This is a genomic window from Pseudomonas sp. PMCC200344 (assembly GCF_030053095.1).
GTDB classification, from domain to species: Bacteria; Pseudomonadota; Gammaproteobacteria; order Pseudomonadales; family Pseudomonadaceae; genus Aquipseudomonas; species Aquipseudomonas svalbardensis.
Map to the genome: position 1 here is coordinate 1540110 of NZ_CP125618.1, position 20155 is coordinate 1560264.

Below are 20155 nucleotides of genomic sequence, written 5' to 3' on the forward strand. Positions count from 1 at the left end.
TCGCCGGGCTATCCCAGTTCGTGCAGGGACCACGCATCCCTGTAGGCGCTGGCGCAGCCTGCGATCTTTTGATCTTCAAGACGTCGCAATGATCGCCTTTGCCGGCGAAGTACCGAACTGAATCAACACCACTCCAGCCACCAACAAAATCGCCCCAACCATTCGCGGCAACTTCATCTCCCGCTCCACCAACCCAAACCATCCGAAGTGATCCAGCACCAGCGAGGCAACCACCTGTCCCGCCAGCGCCAAAGCAATAAACCCCGATGCCCCGAGTTTGGGCAGCAACATCAGCGCCAACGAAATAAAGCACACTCCAAACGCGCCGCCGGTCCACATCCACAGCGGCGCCTTGCTGATGAACGCCAGCGACGGCAACGGCAAACGCAGCGCCAACATAACCGGCAACAACACCACAATACTCACCAACAACGACGCGAGGGTTGCCCACAACGGATGGCCCAAACCGCGCCCGAGGTTGGCGTTGATCGCGCTTTGAAAAGGCACCACCGCCCCGGCTATCACGGCCAGCAGCAACAGCCCGACCCAATGCAACGTACTCATGATGATTCTCCAGCAGGTTTTGCTGGACTCTAAAGTATTCGTCGCGCAGATTTAAATTCCAAATAGCTATTCAGAACATGCATCAGATGAATGATCTTCGGCGCGTCGACCTCAATTTACTGGTGATCCTCGACGCCTTGCTCAGCGAGCAACACGTGACCCGTGCCGCCGAGCGCCTGCACCTGAGTCAGCCGGCCGTCAGTCATGCCTTGGCGCGGTTGCGTGATCTGCTCGGCGATCCTTTGCTGGTGCGGGCGGGCGCCAGCCTCGTGCCAACCTCGCGAGCCCTGGAGTTGATGGCTCCGTTGGCCGAAGCCCTTGCTCAAGTGCAATCGCTGCTGGCACCGAATACCTTCGATCCGGCCACCGCCAAGCGCACGTTTCGACTGGCGATGTCCGACTATGGCGCTGCAATCGTCCTGCCGGGGTTGATACGGACCTTGCGCCGGGAAGCGCCGGGCATCGATCTGCAAATCAGCCATGCCAGCCGCGAAGGCATGCTCGAGGGGGTGCTCAACGGCGACATCGACGTGGCGGCAGGTGTCTTTCCAGAGTTGCCGAACGAGTTGCGCAGCACCCCGCTGTTCGAAGAGCACTACGCCTGTCTGGCAGACCGCAACAGCCTGCCCGCCGATGGCGTGCTCGACCTGCCGACCTACCTCGCCCGCCCCCATGTCCTGCTGGAAATGCGTGGCAGCGGCACCCCGGAAATCGAACGGGCCCTGACAGCCCTGCGTGAACGCCGTCGCGTGGCGATCAGCCTGCCGCACTGGAGCGTCGCTCCGGAACTCATCAGCGGCACAGACCTGATCCTCACCGTCGCTTCCCGAGGGTTGCTCAACATCGATGAACAGTCGTTGATCGTGGTCCCGCCGCCGTTTCACATTCCGTCGTTTACGTTTGTGTTGGTTTGGCACAAGCGGCGGGGCGGGGATCAGGCTTTGAATTGGTTGAATGGGCGGATCGAGGAGGGGATCAGGCAGGATTGATCTTCAGGGTGGCGCACGCTGATATCTACCAATTGGTGGGGGGAAGTCGCCGAGTATGGAAGACCCTAAGCGCTTGCAAGCGACCTTGGCGAACTCGATAGGGAATCAGATACGGCCGGTCGGGCAAAACCCATTCACGAGTCCCGGGCAAGCGACCTTCTCGGCCTGTCGCGGGAAATCGAGCAAGGTGATCAACGTTGGCGAGAATGGCTTGAACGAAATCTGCCGCCGCCTTTGGGTTTTCCATCGCGATGTACGCGGCTTCGTCATCGAGATTCTTTAATGCATTACGCAGCCACTCAACCCGCATTGGCTGTCCACTTGTCGGCGATTGCATTCACTTCTTCCGGCGTTGCGAAGTCACCGGCATCGGCTTCTTTCAGCGCTTTCTGAATTTCCTCGATTTGCCAGGCTTCTCGCGCGAGATACTCACGCAGAGCATCCACCGCGAGAAATGACTTGCTGCGACCGGTGGCCTTGGCAAGGTTGGCGAGCGTATCGGCCAGTTCGTCTGGCAAGCGTAAAGACATGACGGACATGACGGTCTCGATGTAGTGGTTTGTAATACAACATACTACCGCGTCGTGCAGGGGAGGACGCTACCCCCATTCGTCTGTCGTAACAATTGGTTGAACGGTCACTCCGAGCCGGGGATAGTGCGCTGCTGAAATTGTCTGGTTTTGAAGCACACAAGGAGCAGGGGAATGACATTGAAGTCCGGGTTGATGGGATGTTCGGCGCTGCGTGGTTTGGTGATGACTAGCAACACCAGACTGCTCGGCCCAATCCTCGCCTTCAGCGTTTTAACCATGACTAGCTACGCTCAAGCGGCCTGCGAAGAACTGCCCTTCGATGGGCATTCGCTGGCTCGCTGCAAGGTATGGCCGGCTTTTAAAGACCAAGCCATTGCGACGAAATCGACATTTACGCCGGTCTCCGAAGACGTAAACGATGGCGGGATGTTCGATCTGGAACTGTCGATCGTCAATTCCACCAACGACCAGACGCTGGCCACTTACCGCAAGAACGAAGCTTACAATTCCGACGCAGTCGGTTTTGAAGGTCTTGTCATTGATACGGCGCGCTACAAGCTGGCGTCGGATGTCCGGGCCTTTGGTCTGCGTTCGGACTTTGGTCACCGATCGAGTGCTATGCCCTACTCCAAAACCGATCTTGCGTTGTACCTCAGGGAGGGTAATACCCTGCGTCCAGTGCTGGAGGGGCTGGTGGTTGCCAAGAACACGGGTGAGTGGATGGGCGACTGCACAGGTCAGGGGCAGGACATACGCAGAACCGTCGAAATCGGCAAATCGACTCACAACGGATTTGTAGACTTGATCGTCACTTCAAGCATCACCGTGCTGAAAAACTTCGAATCAGGCGAGGAGTGCCTTTCTAAAACCAGCGATCTGAAAAAAACACAGATCACGCTGAGCTACGATGGCAAACACTACGTCGTGCCTGAAGAACTCAAAGGTTACTGAAAAAATGCTCACCGGCCTCAACCACCTGACCCTCGCCGTCACCGACCTGAACCGCAGCGTGGCGTTCTATCAAGATCTGCTGCAACTTCGCGTCGAAGCCACCTGGGACACGGGCGCCTACCTTTCTCTGCCGGGACTATGGCTGTGCCTTTCCCTCGATCCATTGCGCAAGCCTGAACCCGCCGCTGACTACACCCACTATGCCTTCAGCCTCGACGCAGCGGATTTCCCTCTGCTCGTTGAGCGTCTGCGCGCCGCCCATGTACAGGAATGGCGCGACAACCGCAGTGAAGGCGCGTCCTTCTATTTCCTCGACCCGAACTGCCACAAACTTGAAGCCCATGTCGGTGACCTGACGTCACGGCTGGCAGCCTGTCGGCAGCGGCCTTATGCCGGGATGAAGTTCTTCGACGATCCGTAAGTCGGGTTCCGGGAACCTGAGATAGACTTGCGTGCATTCACCAAGGCTAACAGGACCTCCAATGACCCCATCGCTGCTAATGGCTGTTCTCGCCTCGGGCTTTATCTACGGCATCACGCCGGGGCCGGGTGTGTTGGCGGTGTTCGGCATCGGTGCGGCGCGTGGTCGGAGGGCAGGGGCGGGGTTTCTCTGCGGGCATTTGCTGGGGGATGTGGTTTGGTGCAGCACCGCGCTGATCGCGATTGTCGGTGCGCGGGAAATCGGCAGTACTGCGTTCGATGTGCTGGGCGTGCTCAGCGGGCTGTACTTGTTTTGGCTCGGTCTGCGCGCGGTTCGTGCCCGTCGCACCAGTGTCGAAGCACCACAGGGCCCGGCGCGGCAGCCGTTCTGGCACGGTATTTTGTTTGGCTTGACCAATCCGAAGGCTTACCCGGTGGCGGTAGCGACTTTTACGGCGCTGCTGTCCAGCCGTGCCGAATTGCTGCACTGGTCGATGCTGCCGTGGCTGATTGTCCTGAGCTTCGTCGGTGGCCTCATGGCCTACGCTATCCTCATTGGCATTGTCGGTGCGCGGCAGGTGCGCAGGTTGTACCAGCGCCATGAGCTGTTGATCACCCGGTTGTGTGGGGTGATGTTTATCGGATTCGCCATCAATGCCCTGGCGCATGCATTGCCGGGGCTGGTGACGAACAAGGCGTGAGGCTGATCGCAGGGAGGCGTCAGTTGTACTGATGGGGCAGGGAGGGTTCTTTATTGCTGCATTGTCCGGACACGCTCACCGCACTATGGCAACCAGAAATTCCGCGCCGTTGGCGAGTTTCATCGATCTCTTGCTGGACGCCGTCTGTGCGGTCGACAAACAAGGTCGCTTCGTTTTTGTCAGCGCGGCCTGCGAGCGTATCTTCGGTTATACCCCCGAAGAGCTGATCGGCCAGCCGATGATCGACCTGGTGCACCCCGCCGATCGTCAGCGCACCCTCGATGCCGCGCGGGAGATCATGGGCGGCGAGCCCAAGCTCAATTTTGAAAACCGCTACCTGCGCAAAGATGGCCGAGTGGCGCACATCCTCTGGTCGGCACGCTGGTCGGAGGTCGACCAATTGCGCATCGCCGTGGCACGCGACATCACTGAGCGCAAGCAGGCCGAATCCCGGCAAGCGGCGTTGTATGCGATCTCCGAAGCGGCCCACGCGGCGGAAGATTTACTGGCGCTGTTCAAGCGCATCCATTTGATCATCGGTGAATGGCTGCCGGCGCTGAATTTTTCCGTGGCGCTGTATGACGAACACTGCGCACAGCTGAATTTCCCTTATCACGTGGGCGACCTGGAGCTGCAACCCGAGCAGCCCGGAGCGATCACCGGGCGCCTCTGCGCCGAGGTGATTCGCAAAGGCCAGCCGATTCTGCTGACCCCGGATCAGGACAATCCACCGGCGGGGTTTGAGGCGCTGGTCGCGGGCCAGCATTCACCTTGCTGGCTGGGTGTGCCGTTGAACTCGCAAAACGGCACCATCGGCGCGCTGATCGTCAAAAGCGTGCCGGGTGGCGAACGCTATACAGAGCAGGACAAGGAACTGCTGCAGTACGTTTGCGCCCAGATCGCAACAGCGATCGAGCGCAAGCAATTGCATGCCCGACTGCAGCGCATGGCCCAGTACGATCCACTGACTCAACTGGCCAACCGCGAGTTACTCCGTGATCGGCTCAAAGCCTCGTTGACGCTGGCCCGGGCGGACTCCGGCCGAATGGCACTGCTGTACGTCGACCTCGACCGCTTCAAGCAAGTCAACGACACCCACGGCCATGCGGTCGGCGACATGCTGCTGCAAGCGGTCGCCAATCGGCTCAAAGGCTGCGTGCGCGAAACCGACACCGTGGCGCGCATCGGCGGTGATGAGTTTGTAGTGTTGTTGCACAGCATCCATGCCTCGGAAGACGCCGACAGCGTGGCGGGAAAAATCCGCCAGGTCCTGGCTCAACCCCTTCGCCTGGATGGCCACAGCCTCATCATCCAGACGAGCATCGGCGTTGCGCGATACCCCGACCACGGCACCGAAGAAAAGCAGTTGTTCCGCCACGCCGACGAGGCGATGTACACCGCCAAACGCCAGCATCACCTGCGCACAGGGGTCTGAGTGTCGTCACCGTTCGTCGCGGCGATTTCAACTTTTCTAAACCTTTGCGGTGATCGAAATTCTGATTCTATGCGGGCTCCTGCTCGCCGCGATCATCACCAAGAGGTAGAGAATCATGCCTAACTCAAGAAACTCGAACTCGGGAAACTCCGCCAACGATCGAACGAAGGCGTCTGAAGCCGGTCGCAAAGGTGGGAAAACTACCACCACGACTGTCGATAAAGAGCCTGCGAAGCCCGATATGGGCCGCAAAGGTGGTCAGAAGTCGAAGTAGTGGTTGAGGTGGTTTTGATTGAGAGGCGGGAGCGTAAGCTCCCGTTTGAATTTTTTACGAGGAGGGCGCGACCATGAGCCGGATTGCCACCCGATTACGCAATGCCAGTTTTGCCACGTTGCTGGGCCTGTGCGCCAGCAGTGCCTTTGCCCAGTCCCCCGCCGAATTCATTAACGATGCGTCGGCCAAAGGCATGGCCGATATCGAAGCCAGCCGCCTGGCGCACCAGAAAACCGAATCCAAAGAGGTCAAGGACTACACCATCGTCGTCATCAACGACCGCACCACCGCCAACCAGCACCTGGCGAAAATCGCCAAGCAGCTCGATTTACCGGTGGCCCCGCGCGAAGAGGTCGTCGATAAAGCCAAAGCCTTGATGCCGGAAGTGAAGGACGGCGCGAGCTTCGACCAGGCCTACGCGGCCAGTCAGGTGAAAACCACCCAGGAAGCCATCGAACAGCTTCAACAGGCAGCGCAGACCACCGACGTGCCTGAAATCAAAGCCTTCGCCGAAGAAACCCTGCCCAAATTGCAGAGCCATCTGCAAATGGCCAAGGCGCTGCAAGCCAGTCGCTAACCCACGAAGTACGCGGGTGACCTCGGGCCACCCACGATGTCCCGATCAGCATTCATTCAAATCCTGCTTACCTTTTTCCTGGACGACGGTACCGTCCAGGGAAATCGTTTCGCCCTCGCCAAGTTGCCGATACTGCTTTCTCAGCGCTTCCAACTGCTTGAGGTCCAGCGCCTCAAGCCCCAGCATCGCGTTTTGCGCATCCTTCGTCACCCGCAGCAACTCATCGACCTTCAAATGCAAAATGTCTGTGTCGCGGTTCTGGGTGTTCTGGATCAGGAACACCATCAGGAACGTGATGATGGTGGTCGACGTATTGATGATCAGCTGCCAGGTGTCGTTGAAGTGAAAAATCGGCCCACTCAGCCCCCACAGAAAAATCAGAATGATCGCCCCCATGAACGTCTTGGGGCTGCCGGCCCACAGGGCAAGTTTCTGAGCGACTTTTGCGAATTTCATAGCCGTGTTCCTTATAGGGATGCGCCTGATTTTCAGACAGCGACGGTCTGTTGGAAATTCTAATTACTTATCTGTGCCCACTGAAAAAACGGTTTTCTGAGCTTGGTACCTTTTACATTGGAATATGGTCGGCGGAGCTGCCGAAGGCTGCGATCTTGGTGATGTCAACGACAGATTGAGCGAGAGCTGGATAGAAGAAATCTAGGCGGTTCTCATTTCTTGGCTGGAATCTTTCTTTGTGCCGGTTTGTGACTAGTATCAATGGCAGTCAATTTGCCAGCATGCAATCTCACGGATCGAAACCAGGTAAGAGGCCACTCATGGAATTCTTCGAAAAGTTAGCAAGCTTAGCCGCCAAAGTTCGATTGCAGAGCGCTGCAATCCAAACGGAAGAAGCGACCAAGAACGCTTTTGTCATGCCCTTTATCAGTACGGTGCTGGGCTACGATGTCTTCGATCCGACCGAAGTGACTCCCGAATTCGTTTGCGATATCGGAACGAAAAAGGGAGAAAAAATTGATTACGCAATCATGAAGGGAGGAGAGGTTCAAATCCTCATCGAGTGCAAAAAAATAGGCGAGCCGCTGCACATCAATCATGCCTCCCAGTTGTTTCGTTATTTTCACGTCACCAGCGCCCGAATTTCTATCCTTACCAACGGTCAGGTCTACAAGTTTTTCACCGACCTGGACGCGCCAAACAAGATGGATGAGAAGCCGTTTCTTGAACTGGACCTTCTGGATATCGACGAGTATTCCGTCCCCGAATTGGTCAAGCTCACCAAGTCAGCCTTCGATGTGGATTCGATAATCAGCGCCGCAGGTGAGCTGAAGTACGTCAGCCAAATCAAAAAGGTCATTGCTTTGCAAGTCAGTAAGCCTGATGACGACTTTGTGAAGGTGTTCGCGTCGCGTGTATACGACGGGGTGATTACTCAGAAGGTCCGTGAGCAGTTCCATGAGCTAACGAGAAAGGCCGTGGTGCAGTTTCTCAACGACCAAATCAACGACAGGCTTAAGTCGGCCATGAGCGGTGCTATTCAACCAGCGTTGGCTTCTTTGCCGGTTTCTTCTGGTGGTACCGAGCAGCCGGATGTGCGGGACGAGTCTGAGGACAAGGTTCTGACAACGCTGGAAGAACTGGAGGGGTATCACATCGTCCGTGCCGTCGTTCGGTCTGTTGTCGATGCGAAGCGGATTGTTCAGCGCGACACCCAGAGCTACTTCGGCATTCTGCTCGACGACAACAACCGCAAACCTATCTGTCGTCTGCACTTCAATCGTTCGCAGAAGTACATCGGGATTTTTGACGAAGAGAAAAATGAAACCCGGCACGCAATTAACTCGATAGACGATATCTACGAATACTCGGATCACTTGAAGAAGACTGTTGGATATTACGACTAACCACGATGATCGATTGGCAGAAGAAACCGGCCACAACGGACGCCCCGGAGGCCGGTTTTTTTTGGATTTCTGTTCACTCCGCCAACGTCACGTCCACCGACCACCTGAAGTACCCCAATGCCTCGCAGCTTTTATTGATCAGCATGAATTTCAGTTCGCACGCCGCCACCCCGGCCGCCAATTGCGTGCAATGCCAGTAATGATCATCGGCCGTGTGGCTGCCCGGTTGGGTCTGGTTTTCGGGATCGGGTGCGGGGACTGTCAGGTTTGTGTGGACCACCAGTTCAGGCGGTGAAAGTACCCCGGCATCACCTACAGACATCTCGTAGAACACCACGCTGTGTTCGGCGAGCAAGCTGACGGTCCTGCCACGGATATGGAAGTTCTCGCCGTTACTGGCGACAAACGTCGCAATACTGTCATTTATTCTACTTTGCGCTGTTTTTTTGCCGCTGATGGCGAAGATGAAGCCTTCCTCAATCTCGGTCGGATTTTGCGGCTCAAGACTGGGCTGCGGATAGCGTGAAAGCAGCGATTCGGCATCGACGATCAGCAGCACATTGTTGGCTGGCGCGATACTCGCCGAGGGGGAGGCAATCGGTTCGGAAGTCATCATGGATTCCTTTCATGATGTTGATTCAAGACGGCAGCCGCATCGGTTCAAGCAAGACATCCCATCCCGGCCGAAGCGGCAACGAACTCGGTAGGCCCCTCGTCGCCAAGGGGCCTGGTCATCGTCAGTTACGGATGGTAATGAACGGATCCCACGAGCAGCAGCCTACGATCTTGCAGTCGCGATCAACGATCAGGAAATGGAAGTGGTAGGTCACGCTACCGCACGAAAGTGTTTCCGAAGACCAGTAATGGTTATCGACTTTCTGGCAGCTCGGCACCGACGGGTTGCTGGTGTTGGGAACGGCAACGCACGCTGTAGCCTTGCGGGGCGTGGGTGTGGAGATCAACTCGTTGCCGACATTGCCAACAAACTTGTAGAAAATCACTGCCGTCTCGAAGCTCTGCGACAGACTGGTTTCACGCCAGCGAATCAAGTCGCCTACCTGGGCTTTCAAGTTAAGTTCGCCACCGGCCTGGCCGCTGACCACGTTGTTCTGATTGGTCACCATGTACACATGATTGACGTCGATCAACGTCGGCGAGGCAGGGTTTTTGCTGATGTTCGGGTAGTTTTTCAGAATGGTTTCAGTGTCGATTGAAACAAGTACATCCGTGACTCGAGACATAGTAAAGCTCCTTGATCATAGTGAATGCCTGGTTACTTTTCAGGCACAACAACGCTTGCTTGCCTTGCGGCCGTTGCGAAAACACTACGGACGGAACCCACCTTCACGGGCATGAGCTGGCCTTGCTCCTTGCGTGCAAACTAACGGGTTCGGGTTCCTTCCGACGGGCCGCGATAGGACTATAGATGTGAATTTTAGGCTGTCAAAATTGCTTGGCTTCTAGTTCGACGAACGGTCGATTTGGTTATGACTTCAGAAGATTTTACGATAAAAAAAGCTCATTCAAACCCTCTTTGTACGTCTGGTTTCGTGGGTATTGGCAACGAGGGGGTTGGATTAACTGACACTCTTTCGCCAGAGGTCGGATAGGGCAGAGTACACCGGTCGAGGTATCGTAACGAACCGGTTTTCCGCCTCTTGCTACAACAACGCACCGACAGGAGAACGCAATGAGTTGGTCCGCCAAACAATACGTCGCTTTTGAAGATGAACGCACACGTCCCGCCCGTGACCTGCTGGCCGCGATCCCGGCGGCGGGCGCGAGCTCGGCAATCGACATCGGTTGCGGCCCCGGCAATTCCACCGAGTTGTTGGTTGAGCGCTTCGCCAATGCCACGGTACGTGGCTTGGACAGTTCGACCGATATGATCGAGGCCGCCCGCAAGCGCTTGCCGCAGGTGCAATTCGATACGGCTGATATTGATGCCTGGAACGAAAACGGCCCGTTCGATGTGATTTTCGCCAACGCGGTGTTGCAGTGGCTACCTGATCACGCGAAGTTGCTGCCTGCACTGGCGAGCAAACTGGCGCCCGGTGGTAGCCTGGCGATCCAGATGCCGGACAATCTCAACGAACCTTCGCATCGCTTGATGCGCGAAGTTGCAGCCGATGGTCCATGGGCTGGCAAACTGGCGGGCGCCGCCGGGCAGCGGACGGAGATGGCAGATGCCAGTGGTTATTACTCGATGCTGCGAGCCCACTGTTCCCGTGTCGATGTGTGGCGCACGACTTACCATCATCCGCTTGCTGGCGGCGCGTCTGGTGTGGTCGAGTGGTTCAAGGGCAGCGGATTGCGACCGTTTCTGGATCCGCTGGATGAGGCTGAGCGGGCGCAGTATCTCAAGCAGTATCAGGCGGCGATCGAGCTGGCCTATCCGCCGTTGGCCGATGGTTCAGTGCTGCTGCCGTTCCCGCGGTTGTTTATCGTCGCGACCCGCTGATGCATTAATAAAAAAGGGACAGATCCTAATGCCGATCAGTTAAGCCAAAACGCGATCCGTAGCAGCTGGCGAAGCCTGCGTTCGGCTGCGAAGCAGTCGTAAAACCTGAGTTTGCGGTCTTCCTGAAACACCGCATCGTCTGATTTCACGACTGCTTCGCAGCCGAACGCAGGCTTCGCCAGCTGCTACGGATTGTGTCGCTCCTTAACTGATCGGCATTAGGGACAGATCCCGCTCTTTTCGTCTGTCCCTTTCGCGTACTGATGGCCGAGAATCCCGTCGTAGCTAGGCGTCAATCAGCTGATCAATCAAAACCGCGTTGCTATAGATCAAGCTTCCATCACTCGCTCGATGCCCGACCAAATGGAACTGACCGCGCTCGTTGTGTATATAGACGCGCATTTTGCAGTCGGACAAAGGGTCGTATCCCTCTGGCAATTTCAACTCCAGTGTGTCCATGTCGACATCGACCATGGCTTCACGCTCATGGGTCTTCTGCAGGCGTTCTTCAGCGTCCTCCAGACCCTTGTGGAGGGGGCCATCGACGTAAAAACGGATTTCACCCATCGGGGTAGACTTTTGTTGTCCGTTGACTTTGCACCAGCCTTCGATCGTCAAGGCACTCATGACGAAATCTCCGTTGTGGACGGCTGGACGCTATCGCTCTTGGCCGTCATTTGTCTGACCGCTATGCATAGGCGAGGATCTTTGCGGGCGCTTTTAGCCGATCTTTGCCTTCCGTAATCAGATTTTAATTATAGCTGGCAACCGGGCCTCGCTTGCTCGACGTGTCGTTCAGGCGAGATGTGTTGCTTAATAGTTACAGTTATATATAGCGAATAGATTTCAAGCGATCAAGTTGATGATGAAGTTGGAATATCCAGGCAACAAGGCTTTTCAGGAAAAGCGTTTGTTCTGGCCATGAACTATACTTCCTGCGGACTTTGTCACGAAGATAAGTGGTATTTGTCTAGCCTGTTTTGGCGTCAGATTAGTATTGATTTGACGATGTTGTTCTGTGGCGATGCCTAGGCATACCAATGAGTAACAGGAATAGGATGAAAGCAAAATGGCAATGGCAATTATTCTTGTACTAATCGTTATTGCATCAGTGCTGTTTCATATCCTAGCGCCTTGGCATGCGACACCGGCAGCTTCCAACTGGGGGTCAATAGACACCACCCTGTTCATCACCCTGATCATCAGCGGAATATTTTTCATCGCCATCACCGTATTCATGGCGGTGGCCGTGATGCGTTATCGTCACAAGGAAGGCTCCAGGGCGCACTATCAGCCAGAAAATAAAAAACTGGAAACATGGTTGATTATCGTGACCTCGGTAGGTATTGCCGCGATGTTGGCGCCAGGCCTGGTGGTTTACAACGATTTCGTCCGGGTGCCGAAAAATGCTCATGAACTTGAAGTGGTCGCCCAGCAGTGGCAATGGGCCTTTCGTTTTCCCGGCCAGGACGGGAAGCTGGGCAAATCGGATATTAAGTTTGTTGATTCCGCCAATCCCTTCGGCCTTGACCCCAAGGATCCTGTTGGGCAAGACGATGTGCTTATAAGAAGCAATGAAGTTCACCTTCCGCTCGATCAGCCGGTGAAGGTCTTATTGCGTTCCAAAGATGTACTGCACAACTTCTATATACCGCAGATTCGCAGCAAGATGGACATGGTACCTGGGATGGTGTCGTATTTTTGGTTTACACCAACTGTAATCGGGAAGTATGAAGTCCTTTGTGCTGAGTATTGTGGCCTAGGTCATTACAATATGCGCGGTCATATGATCGTGGAGGACCAGGCCGCCTTCGTTCAATGGCTGAACAGCCAACCGACCTTTGCGCAGACATTAACGACAGCTGCCAAACCCAGTCAGGACAGCGTGCTTGAAAAAGGTCGCCTGTTAGTCGAAAAATACGGTTGCGGTGCCTGCCATAGCCAGGATGGCAGTGCCAATCTCGGCCCGGGATGGAAGGGGCTGTACGGCCGCACTGAACAGCTTGCCGATGGCACCAGTGCGCTGGTCGATGAGGCTTACCTGAAAGAGTCGATTCTCGATCCGATGGCCCGACTGGTACAAGGTTATCCGCCGGTCATGGTGGCCTATACTCTCAATGACGATGAACTGGGTGCTCTCGTCGCCCTGATCAAATCACTCGGTGTCGCGCAGCAAGAACCTTCTGCCAGCGAAAAATTGGACAGAGGTGACGACTTGGCGACGCAGGGGCAGCGGCTGGCCGAGTCGCTCGGCTGTCTGGCCTGCCACAGTGTCGATGGTAGCAAGGGTATTGGCCCCAGTTGGCAGGGCCTGTATGGCAAGACCGTAACCCTTGCCGACGGTTCGACGATAAAGGCCGATGAGGGCTATATAAAGGATTCGATTCTTAATCCCGGTGCCAAAATCGTCAAAGGCTATGCAGCCGTCATGCCGGCCTTTACCCCGAGTGATCAGGAGTTGAACGCACTGATCGCTTTTATCAAATCCAAAGCGAATGCCGACGCTGATGCGAGCAAGGCGGAGCCAGGGAAGTAGCCGTAAAGCAGCCAGGAATGCACCGAAACTTCGAACAGGAGGATGACGTGATGGCCTATGCGGAGCAAGCCGAAACAGAAGCGCTACACGAACCTAAAAGCTTCCTGACCAAATATATCTGGAGTCAGGACCACAAGGTCATCGCCATTCAATATTCCTTGACGGCTATATTCGTGGGCGTTATCGCCGTGGTGTTGTCCGGCTTGATGCGCATACAGATAGGCTTCCCCGGTAGTTTGGCGTTCATGGACGCCAGTGCTTACTATCAGGCGATGACCATGCACGGCATGATCATGGTCATTTATTTGCTGACGGCCTTGTTTCTGGGGGGCTTCGGTAATTATCTGATCCCGCTGATGGTGGGCGCCCGCGACATGGTGTTCCCCTATGTCAACATGCTGAGTTACTGGTTCTACCTGCTGGCGGTAGTGGTGTTGCTCGCCAGTTTCTTTGTACCGGGCGGTCCCACCGGTGCGGGCTGGACGCTCTATCCGCCACAGTCCATTTCTCAGGGGACACCGGGGGTCGAGTGGGGCATCGTCCTGATGCTCGTCTCACTGGCGATTTTTATTGTCGCAGCCACCATGGGCGGGTTGAACTACGTGACCACGGTGTTGCAGGCGCGCACGCACGGGATGACATTGTTTCGCATGCCGCTCTCCGTATGGGGAATCTTCATGGCCTCGATCATGGCCTTGTTGGCTTTCCCGGCGTTATTTGTCAGTGCGGTCATGATGCTGTTTGACAAGCTGTTGGGCACCAGCTTCTTTATGCCGGCGATGATCTCGCTGGGGCAGCAGCTCGATCACCAGGGTGGCAGCCCGATATTATTCCAGCACCTGTTCTGGTTCTTCGGCCACCCGGAGGTCTACATCGTTGCTCTCCCGGCGTTTGGTTTGGTCTCCGACTTGATCAGCACGCATGCGCGTAAAAATATCTTCGGCTACCGAATGATGGTGTGGGCCATTATTGCAATTGGCGTACTCAGTTTTGTGGTCTGGGCGCACCATATGTATGTCAGCGGAATGAACCCGTACTTTGGCTTTTTCTTCGCCGTCACCACCTTGATCATCGCGGTGCCGACCGCACTGAAAGTCTACAACTGGGTGCTGACCCTGTGGCGCGGCGACATTCATCTGACCGTGCCGATGCTGTTTGCCCTGGCCTTTATCGTCACTTTCCTGGTCGGCGGTCTGACCGGCTTGTTTCTGGGCAATGTGATCGTGGATATTCCGCTCTCCGACACCTATTTCGTCGTAGCCCATTTTCATATGGTCATGGGGGTTGCACCGGTACTGGTGGTGTTCGGCGGCATTTATCATTGGTTCCCGAAAGTAACCGGGCGCATGTTGAACGACACCCTGGGCAAGCTGCATTTCTGGATTACCTTCCTGGGCACCTACGCCATCTTCTTCCCCATGCACTACCTGGGTTTCCAGGGCATGCCACGCCGTTACTACGCCTATGAAAACTACGCGTTCATCCCGCAGTCGGCGCAAGATTTGAATGCTTTTATTACGGTGGTCGCATTGGCCGTCGGCGTTTCCCAGCTGCTGTTCCTGTTTAACCTGGCCTGGAGTGCGTTTAAAGGCAAACCCGCAGGCAGTAATCCCTGGGGTGCGGCCAGTCTGGAATGGCAAACGCCGAACACCCCGCCGATACACGGTAACTGGGGAGCGAAGCTGCCGGTCGTGCATCGCTGGGCCTATGACTACAGTGTGCCGGGGATAGAACAGGATTTCGTTCCGCAAACAGTCTCCGCCGAGGAGCTGGAGCAGATGCGGCAACTGAGTGCCGGAACCAAGATAGCGGACGTTAAAACATGAGCAGGTTGCTATTGAGAAACGCCGACGGCGCTGACCCCGGCGGCAGCTGGAATCGCGATCCGGAGGGTATTCAGGCCGGCGAGGGTGCCGATCGAAACCAAACCGCAAGAATAGGCCTGCGCTTATTTCTGGTCGTGGTGAGTTCGTTATTCTTTCTCTTCTTGCTCGCCTTTATCGCCCGCTCACAAATGACCGACTGGCTACCCCTGACAGAGCCCTTGGCACCGTTAGCCAATCTCTGGCAGTTATGGCTGAATTCGGCTTTTCTGGTACTCAGTTGCGTCGCACTGCAGTGGTCGCGCATGGCCGCCCGACAGGCTCGACTGGGTGCAACTGTGATTGGGTTTGCATTGGGGGGCGTATTCGCCATTGCTTTTCTGGCGGGACAGATCTGGGTCTGGCAGCAGTTTGTCGCCTGGGGCTACTTTCTCGCCAGCAATCCGGCCAACAGCTTCTTCTACCTGTTGACCGGCCTGCATGCGCTCCACCTGCTGGGCGGGCTGATAGCCTGGGGCATAATCGTTGCAAAATTCCTGCATCGCGTGCCGTTGCCGCAACTCAGCGCCAGCGTAGAGCTGTGTGCCATCTATTGGCATTACTTACTGGGTCTTTGGTTCGTGCTATTCGCTTTGCTGACCAGCACGCCGCAAACCTATGAAGCGATCGCCAGATTCTGCGGCCTGAGGTGAAAAGCCATGGCATCGCACCCACTTGCCCCAGGCGAGTCCAGTTCATCCAATCCACCAGACTCACCGCCATCACCGGGATGGCAGGGCATCGCCAGCGACTGGTCCTCGGATAAGGAGGCTTTCAAGCAGGTCTCTTGGGGCAAGGCGATGATGTGGATATTCCTGCTCAGCGATACTTTTATATTCACCTGTTTTTTAACCGGCTACATGTCGGTACGCATGACCATTACCACCGCCTGGCCGAACCCCAGTGAAGTGTTCGCATTGACGATCGGCGGTCAGGCGATCCCACTTATTTTGATCGCCATCATGACCTTTGTGCTGATCAGTAGCAGCGGCACCATGGCCATGGCAGTCAATTTCGCCTATCGCCGTGATCGTGCGAAAACCGCTGCCCTGATGCTGGCCACCGCTGCCTTGGGTGTGGCCTTCGTCGGCATGCAGGCATTCGAATGGAGCAAGCTCATCGCAGAAGGGGTGCGACCCTGGGGGAACCCTATGGGGGCGGCGCAGTTTGGTGCCAGCTTTTTCATGATTACCGGGTTCCACGGACTGCATGTGTCAATCGGCGTCATCTACCTCAGCATTGTGGCGATGAAAGTATTTCGGGGAGATTATGAGCGCTCCGGAAACTATCAGAACGTCGAGATAGCCGGGCTTTACTGGCACTTCGTGGATTTGGTGTGGGTGTTTATTTTTGCTTTCTTCTATTTATGGTAGAGGAGCACGGGTGATGGCACATGCTCAAGGTCAGCAACATCCAATCAGTTTGTACCTTAAAATCTGGGGGCTTTTATTCGTCCTCAGCACGCTGTCGTACCTTGTCGACTATTTTCACTTCCACGGCTACCTTCGGTGGTCCCTGATTATCACGTTCATGTTGTTGAAGGCAGGTTTAATTGTCTCCATCTTCATGCATATGGCCTGGGAACGGTTGGCCATGGTCTACGCCATACTCGTGCCACCGTTGTGTTTGCTGGTACTTGTCGGGCTGATGGCCACCGAGGCGGACTATGTTTTCCTCAGCCGGATCATTTCCTTCGGCCAATAAGCAGCGTCTGGATGGCCTTCAGTCTCCAGGGGCTAACCCGATATCACTCGCTTGAACTGATGCCATTTATGCTGCCAGGCGACTGTCCAGTGGGGGGCGGCCGTTCCCGTACCGGCGATCTCCAGCATTGGATGATGTTCGATAACCCCATCCAATACCGACTCCTGATCCGGCTCGACATCTACGAAGAAAATATGTTTTCCCTCTGCTACCACCTGTTTAAAACTGCGAAAGTGAGTGTTTGGCACCTGGATACCAAAAAAACCGCCTTCCCAGATGCAGAAGCCACATACAACAATGGCAAGAAAGATAAAAGGCATCCAACCTGCGGCGGATTCGGTCCAGCCCAGCCAATAGGCGCCGCCAAGAACCAGCGCCGCGAGTGGCACACCGATCACTGCACCAATTTCGCCAGAGTGGACAACATCCTGTTCCATTAACGAATTAACTTCGTGAAGGTGATGTTGTTCAACATCGGCAACGTGTTCGCTGAGCACATGAATTTGTTCGGGATTGATACCGCTGGCTTCCAGCTCGTTTTCAACGGCTTCAAGATCGTCGAGATTGTTGCTGATGTAATAGTGTCGATTCATGCCACACCTCCCATCTCGTGCTTGCCGTAGACCTCCTTTGTCTTGCAGCTGCCAGTCGAGATTTGCAGTCGGTATCAGTACCCGAGGGCACGTTGGGCGCTTCATTCAAGCCATAAAAAAGTATAGCACTGCATATCATTCAGGCATGGGGACGGGAAGCATGCGGTCTGATGCTCCCGGCAGGTTCCCCGGCCCCAAAATCCCGGGCACAAAAAAACCGGCCACAACGGACCGGTTTTTGTGTTCCTGCATCTCCCGTCAAAACCCTCCTGACGTGAGACCAAAATTCGATTGGAGCGGGTGAAGGGAATCGAACCCTCGTTATCAGCTTGGGAAGCTGGAGTAATGCCATTATACGACACCCGCTCAGAGCGGCTGACTTTGTACCAGATGTGCGCGTGGAAATGAAGTTTTTCTTTGCGCGCGATGGCTTTATCGCCGGGTGAAACACAACCATGCACCGCGTAACGGTCGTTCGCGGGCAAGCCTCGCTCCTACAGAAATGCGTTTAACGCTGCGGGGCGAAGCTTGCTCGCGATGACTCTGTTTCAGATGGCCAATGCATGCTGGTCCTGGACGTAGTGGTAACGCGGTCGGCTGACGTGTTGCGCCGGTTTCAGGAAACCTAACAGTGCGTTGCGGCTGTCTCGGCAAGCGGCTTTGTGTTCCATGTCGAGAAAGTGGCCGGTGGCCTGCAGGGTGGTGAAAGTAGCGTGTTGCACGTGGTTGGCGAACAGTTGAGCGCCGTCGGCAGCGGTGTACTCGTCCCATTCGCCGTTCATGAACAGCACCGGCACGTTGATTTTCTCCGCGGCTTTGAAAAAGCACTGGCGATCACTGTGCAGCAGATCGCTGATGTGGAAATGCATCTGCCCGTATTCATGCTCGGCCAAAGAGCTGACGTGGCGATAATTGAAACGCTTGAACAGCGTCGGCAGGTGTTTGCCGATGGTGCTGTTCACCAGGTTGCCGACCCGGTCCCCGTCCCGACTGCCGAGGTAATCGACGCCGCGCTCGAGGTAATCGAGCATGTGCGAGTTGATCTCCGGGGAGAACGAGCTGATCACGGCTTTTTCGATGCGTCGTGGCTGTTGGGCCAGGGCGACCAGGGTCGCGGCGCCACCCCAGGAAAACGACAGCACGTGTTCGGCCCCGAAGTGGTCGATCAGCTCCAGGAGGATCTGCCCTTCGATTTCCTTGGTCAGCATTTTTTCGTGCACATTGTGGGCTTTGGACCTGCCCGCGTAGGGCTGGTCGTAGCAGACCACATTGAACTGCGGATGAAGGTTTTTCACGGTTTGTGCAAACGACGCAGTCGTGGCCATCGAGCCGTTGACCAAAATAATGGTCTTCTCTGCGGCATCTGCGCGATAGAACTCCGTGTAAACCCGATACTGACCCTGTATATCCAGCACAGCGATTTCTGGCCTCATGTCATAAGACTCCTGGCAAGCGGGTATGCGTGCAAATCAGATTGCACGAGCTTTGTGACAGGTAGGCATACGCCTGGAATTTGAAAGGCCCATGTCGATCCATTGCAGTCCGGTCGACGGGTATTGTTATTGGCGGGCAGTCTGCCGGGGGAAGGCGGAACCTGAGGGTTCTCTACCGGCAAAAAGTTTCTTGGAAGCATGTTGTGACTCATCGGTCACATTTCGGCCGACGTCCTGATTCAAGCAGGGGTCACGTCATCGCGCAAGTATCTTTGGTAAATTGTTCGACAACTTCTGCTGAGCGGTCGCCTGCTTAGATCAATTGAATCTCTTCGGTGCGTAATGCGCGGTACTCGCCCGGTTTCAGGGCACTGTCGAGCACCAGCGGGCCCATGCTTTCGCGGTGCAGGCGCAGCACCTTGTTGTCGAAATGGCCGAACATCCGCTTCACCTGATGATAACGGCCCTCGACGATGCTCAGTCGTGCGGATGTTGGTCCGAGTACGGCCATCTCGGCGGGTTGGGTGGTGAGGTCTTCGAAGGCGAAGTACAGGCCTTCGGTGAATTTCAATGCGTATTCCGGGCCAATCTCTTGCTCGGTCTCGACGTAGTAGACCTTGGGCAGTTTGGTCTGCGGTTGGGTCAGGCGGCGCGACCAGCTGCCATCATTGGTGATCAGCATCAGGCCGGTGGTGTTGAAGTCCAGGCGCCCGGCGATGTGCAGGTCCTCCTTGTCCGGCTCATGGATCAGGTCGAGCACGGTCGGGTGTTGCGGATCGCGGGTGGCACTGACGCAGCCAGACGGTTTGTGCAGCATGAAGTAGCGTGCAGGCTTGCCGACTTGCAGCCGCTCATCGTCGACTTCCACGCGGCTGAATTCCAGTACGTCGGCGTGAGGGTCGCTGACAACTTTTCCGTCGATCCTGACGCGCTTTTCCACCAGCAACAGACGCACCTGCTTACGGTTGAAGCGCGGCAGGTTGCTGAGGAAACGGTCAATGCGCATGACGAGGGATCGGTAGGAAAGGGGCGCGTATCTTACGTGATCGGTTGTGCGGTTGCTTACAGCTGCGCCTCGACTTGCGCGCAGCGTGGGCACAAACAGGATTTGTCGCGCAGTTCGGGCGGCAGCGCTTCGAGTACCGCCGGGTCGATGCTGACGCCGTAGCACCAGCAGGCCCGATCGGCAGTTCGCGGGTCGGCCAGAGTGCAGTCATTGGAGGCGCCGCACGCCGGGCAGAAATCTGGCTTATTCATGTA

The 20155-nt window shown here is 55.9% G+C and carries 25 protein-coding genes and 1 tRNA gene; 14 read left to right on the forward strand and 12 right to left on the reverse strand.

All coding sequences use genetic code 11. The annotated features are described in order from the left end of the window. Positions 1–75: 75 nt before the first annotated feature. Positions 76–564: a DMT family transporter gene (locus QFW87_RS06945; protein ID WP_283190126.1), complete on the reverse strand. Its 489-nt coding sequence runs from the start codon at positions 562–564 to the stop codon at positions 76–78. 77 nt (positions 565–641) lie between these two features. On the opposite strand from QFW87_RS06945, the gene QFW87_RS06950 reads away from it, so the two are divergent. Then, positions 642–1553, forward strand: a complete 912-nt coding sequence (locus QFW87_RS06950; protein ID WP_283190127.1) for a LysR family transcriptional regulator — start codon at positions 642–644, stop codon at positions 1551–1553. A 25-nt stretch (positions 1554–1578) separates the two neighbouring features. Here the strand turns inward: QFW87_RS06950 and QFW87_RS06955 are convergent, their stop codons facing one another. Next, positions 1579–1863, reverse strand: a complete 285-nt coding sequence (locus tag QFW87_RS06955) for a type II toxin-antitoxin system RelE/ParE family toxin (RefSeq protein ID WP_283190884.1) — start codon at positions 1861–1863, stop codon at positions 1579–1581. Next, positions 1853–2092 carry a CopG family ribbon-helix-helix protein gene (locus tag QFW87_RS06960; RefSeq protein ID WP_283183339.1) on the reverse strand — a complete coding sequence of 80 codons (240 nt, stop codon included), beginning with the start codon at positions 2090–2092 and terminating at the stop codon, positions 1853–1855. The genes QFW87_RS06955 and QFW87_RS06960 overlap by 11 nt, the downstream gene beginning before the upstream one ends. A 165-nt stretch (positions 2093–2257) precedes the next feature. Here QFW87_RS06960 and QFW87_RS06965 point away from each other — a divergent pair, with 165 nt between their 5' ends. The 6 genes from QFW87_RS06965 (at position 2258) to QFW87_RS06990 (ending at position 6444) form a co-directional block, all read left to right on the forward strand. Beyond that, the gene (locus QFW87_RS06965; protein WP_349294106.1) at positions 2258–3037 is read left to right on the forward strand and encodes a hypothetical protein; all 780 of its coding nucleotides are present in this window, start codon (positions 2258–2260) and stop codon (positions 3035–3037) included. Between the two features lie 4 nt (positions 3038–3041). After that, on the forward strand, positions 3042–3458 hold the full coding sequence (gene fos, locus QFW87_RS06970) for a fosfomycin resistance glutathione transferase (RefSeq protein ID WP_283183340.1): 417 nt from the start codon (positions 3042–3044) through the stop codon (positions 3456–3458). Between the two features lie 61 nt (positions 3459–3519). Then, positions 3520–4158: a LysE family translocator gene (locus QFW87_RS06975; protein WP_283183341.1), complete on the forward strand. Its 639-nt coding sequence runs from the start codon at positions 3520–3522 to the stop codon at positions 4156–4158. An 85-nt stretch (positions 4159–4243) separates the two neighbouring features. Further along, positions 4244–5593, forward strand: a complete 1350-nt coding sequence (locus tag QFW87_RS06980; protein WP_283183342.1) for a diguanylate cyclase — start codon at positions 4244–4246, stop codon at positions 5591–5593. Positions 5594–5708: 115 nt separating this feature from the next. Continuing rightward, positions 5709–5867 carry a KGG domain-containing protein gene (locus tag QFW87_RS06985; RefSeq protein ID WP_283183343.1) on the forward strand — a complete coding sequence of 53 codons (159 nt, stop codon included), beginning with the start codon at positions 5709–5711 and terminating at the stop codon, positions 5865–5867. 73 nt (positions 5868–5940) lie between these two features. Next, the gene (locus QFW87_RS06990) at positions 5941–6444 is read left to right on the forward strand and encodes a DUF4142 domain-containing protein (protein WP_283190128.1); all 504 of its coding nucleotides are present in this window, start codon (positions 5941–5943) and stop codon (positions 6442–6444) included. Between the two features lie 45 nt (positions 6445–6489). Here QFW87_RS06990 and QFW87_RS06995 read toward each other — a convergent pair whose 3' ends face one another. Beyond that, positions 6490–6900 carry a low affinity iron permease family protein gene (locus tag QFW87_RS06995; RefSeq protein ID WP_283183345.1) on the reverse strand — a complete coding sequence of 137 codons (411 nt, stop codon included), beginning with the start codon at positions 6898–6900 and terminating at the stop codon, positions 6490–6492. A 320-nt stretch (positions 6901–7220) separates the two neighbouring features. Between QFW87_RS06995 and QFW87_RS07000 the strand changes: the two genes are divergently transcribed. Next, positions 7221–8306 carry a type I restriction endonuclease gene (locus QFW87_RS07000; protein WP_283190129.1) on the forward strand — a complete coding sequence of 362 codons (1086 nt, stop codon included), beginning with the start codon at positions 7221–7223 and terminating at the stop codon, positions 8304–8306. Positions 8307–8379: 73 nt separating this feature from the next. Here QFW87_RS07000 and QFW87_RS07005 read toward each other — a convergent pair whose 3' ends face one another. Then, a complete protein-coding gene (locus tag QFW87_RS07005) occupies positions 8380–8919 on the reverse strand; it encodes an AidA/PixA family protein (protein WP_283190130.1) in 540 nt (179 codons plus the stop codon). Between the two features lie 124 nt (positions 8920–9043). Then, positions 9044–9547 carry an inclusion body family protein gene (locus QFW87_RS07010; protein WP_033061388.1) on the reverse strand — a complete coding sequence of 168 codons (504 nt, stop codon included), beginning with the start codon at positions 9545–9547 and terminating at the stop codon, positions 9044–9046. 449 nt (positions 9548–9996) lie between these two features. Between QFW87_RS07010 and tam the strand changes: the two genes are divergently transcribed. Beyond that, positions 9997–10767, forward strand: coding sequence for a trans-aconitate 2-methyltransferase (tam, locus tag QFW87_RS07015; protein WP_283190131.1), 771 nt, complete (start codon positions 9997–9999; stop codon positions 10765–10767). 285 nt (positions 10768–11052) lie between these two features. Here the strand turns inward: tam and QFW87_RS07020 are convergent, their stop codons facing one another. Next, a complete protein-coding gene (locus tag QFW87_RS07020) occupies positions 11053–11394 on the reverse strand; it encodes a hypothetical protein (protein WP_283190132.1) in 342 nt (113 codons plus the stop codon). 442 nt (positions 11395–11836) lie between these two features. Between QFW87_RS07020 and QFW87_RS07025 the strand changes: the two genes are divergently transcribed. Genes QFW87_RS07025 through QFW87_RS07045 form a run of 5 tightly spaced genes read left to right on the forward strand, consistent with a single transcriptional unit; the run spans position 11837 to position 16869 of the window. Then, positions 11837–13303 (forward strand): cytochrome c oxidase subunit II, encoded by a 1467-nt coding sequence (locus QFW87_RS07025; protein WP_283190133.1) that lies wholly within the window; start codon positions 11837–11839, stop codon positions 13301–13303. A 50-nt stretch (positions 13304–13353) separates the two neighbouring features. After that, positions 13354–15129 carry a cytochrome c oxidase subunit I gene (gene ctaD / locus QFW87_RS07030; RefSeq protein ID WP_283184529.1) on the forward strand — a complete coding sequence of 592 codons (1776 nt, stop codon included), beginning with the start codon at positions 13354–13356 and terminating at the stop codon, positions 15127–15129. Beyond that, positions 15126–15818 (forward strand): cytochrome c oxidase subunit 3, encoded by a 693-nt coding sequence (locus QFW87_RS07035; RefSeq protein WP_283190134.1) that lies wholly within the window; start codon positions 15126–15128, stop codon positions 15816–15818. Before ctaD ends, QFW87_RS07035 begins: the two co-directional genes overlap by 4 nt. A gap of 6 nt (positions 15819–15824) precedes the next feature. Further along, entirely contained in the window at positions 15825–16538 is a 714-nt protein-coding gene (locus QFW87_RS07040) for a heme-copper oxidase subunit III family protein (RefSeq protein WP_283183348.1), read from the forward strand. Between the two features lie 13 nt (positions 16539–16551). Then, positions 16552–16869, forward strand: a complete 318-nt coding sequence (locus tag QFW87_RS07045; protein WP_283190135.1) for a cytochrome C oxidase subunit IV family protein — start codon at positions 16552–16554, stop codon at positions 16867–16869. Positions 16870–16901: 32 nt separating this feature from the next. On the opposite strand, the gene QFW87_RS07050 is transcribed toward QFW87_RS07045, so the two are convergent. The 5 genes from QFW87_RS07050 to QFW87_RS07070 all read right to left on the reverse strand — a co-directional run bounded on the left by QFW87_RS07050 (position 16902) and on the right by QFW87_RS07070 (position 20152). Then, a complete protein-coding gene (locus QFW87_RS07050; RefSeq protein ID WP_283183346.1) occupies positions 16902–17462 on the reverse strand; it encodes a magnesium transporter in 561 nt (186 codons plus the stop codon). A gap of 292 nt (positions 17463–17754) precedes the next feature. Beyond that, positions 17755–17828 (reverse strand) — tRNA-Gly (locus tag QFW87_RS07055). A 182-nt stretch (positions 17829–18010) separates the two neighbouring features. Continuing rightward, positions 18011–18895 (reverse strand): alpha/beta hydrolase, encoded by an 885-nt coding sequence (locus tag QFW87_RS07060; RefSeq protein ID WP_283183357.1) that lies wholly within the window; start codon positions 18893–18895, stop codon positions 18011–18013. Between the two features lie 313 nt (positions 18896–19208). Then, positions 19209–19901 (reverse strand): pseudouridine synthase, encoded by a 693-nt coding sequence (locus tag QFW87_RS07065; protein WP_283190136.1) that lies wholly within the window; start codon positions 19899–19901, stop codon positions 19209–19211. A gap of 56 nt (positions 19902–19957) precedes the next feature. Next, on the reverse strand, positions 19958–20152 hold the full coding sequence (locus QFW87_RS07070) for a cysteine-rich CWC family protein (RefSeq protein ID WP_008153014.1): 195 nt from the start codon (positions 20150–20152) through the stop codon (positions 19958–19960). Between the last annotated feature and the right edge of the window lie 3 nt (positions 20153–20155).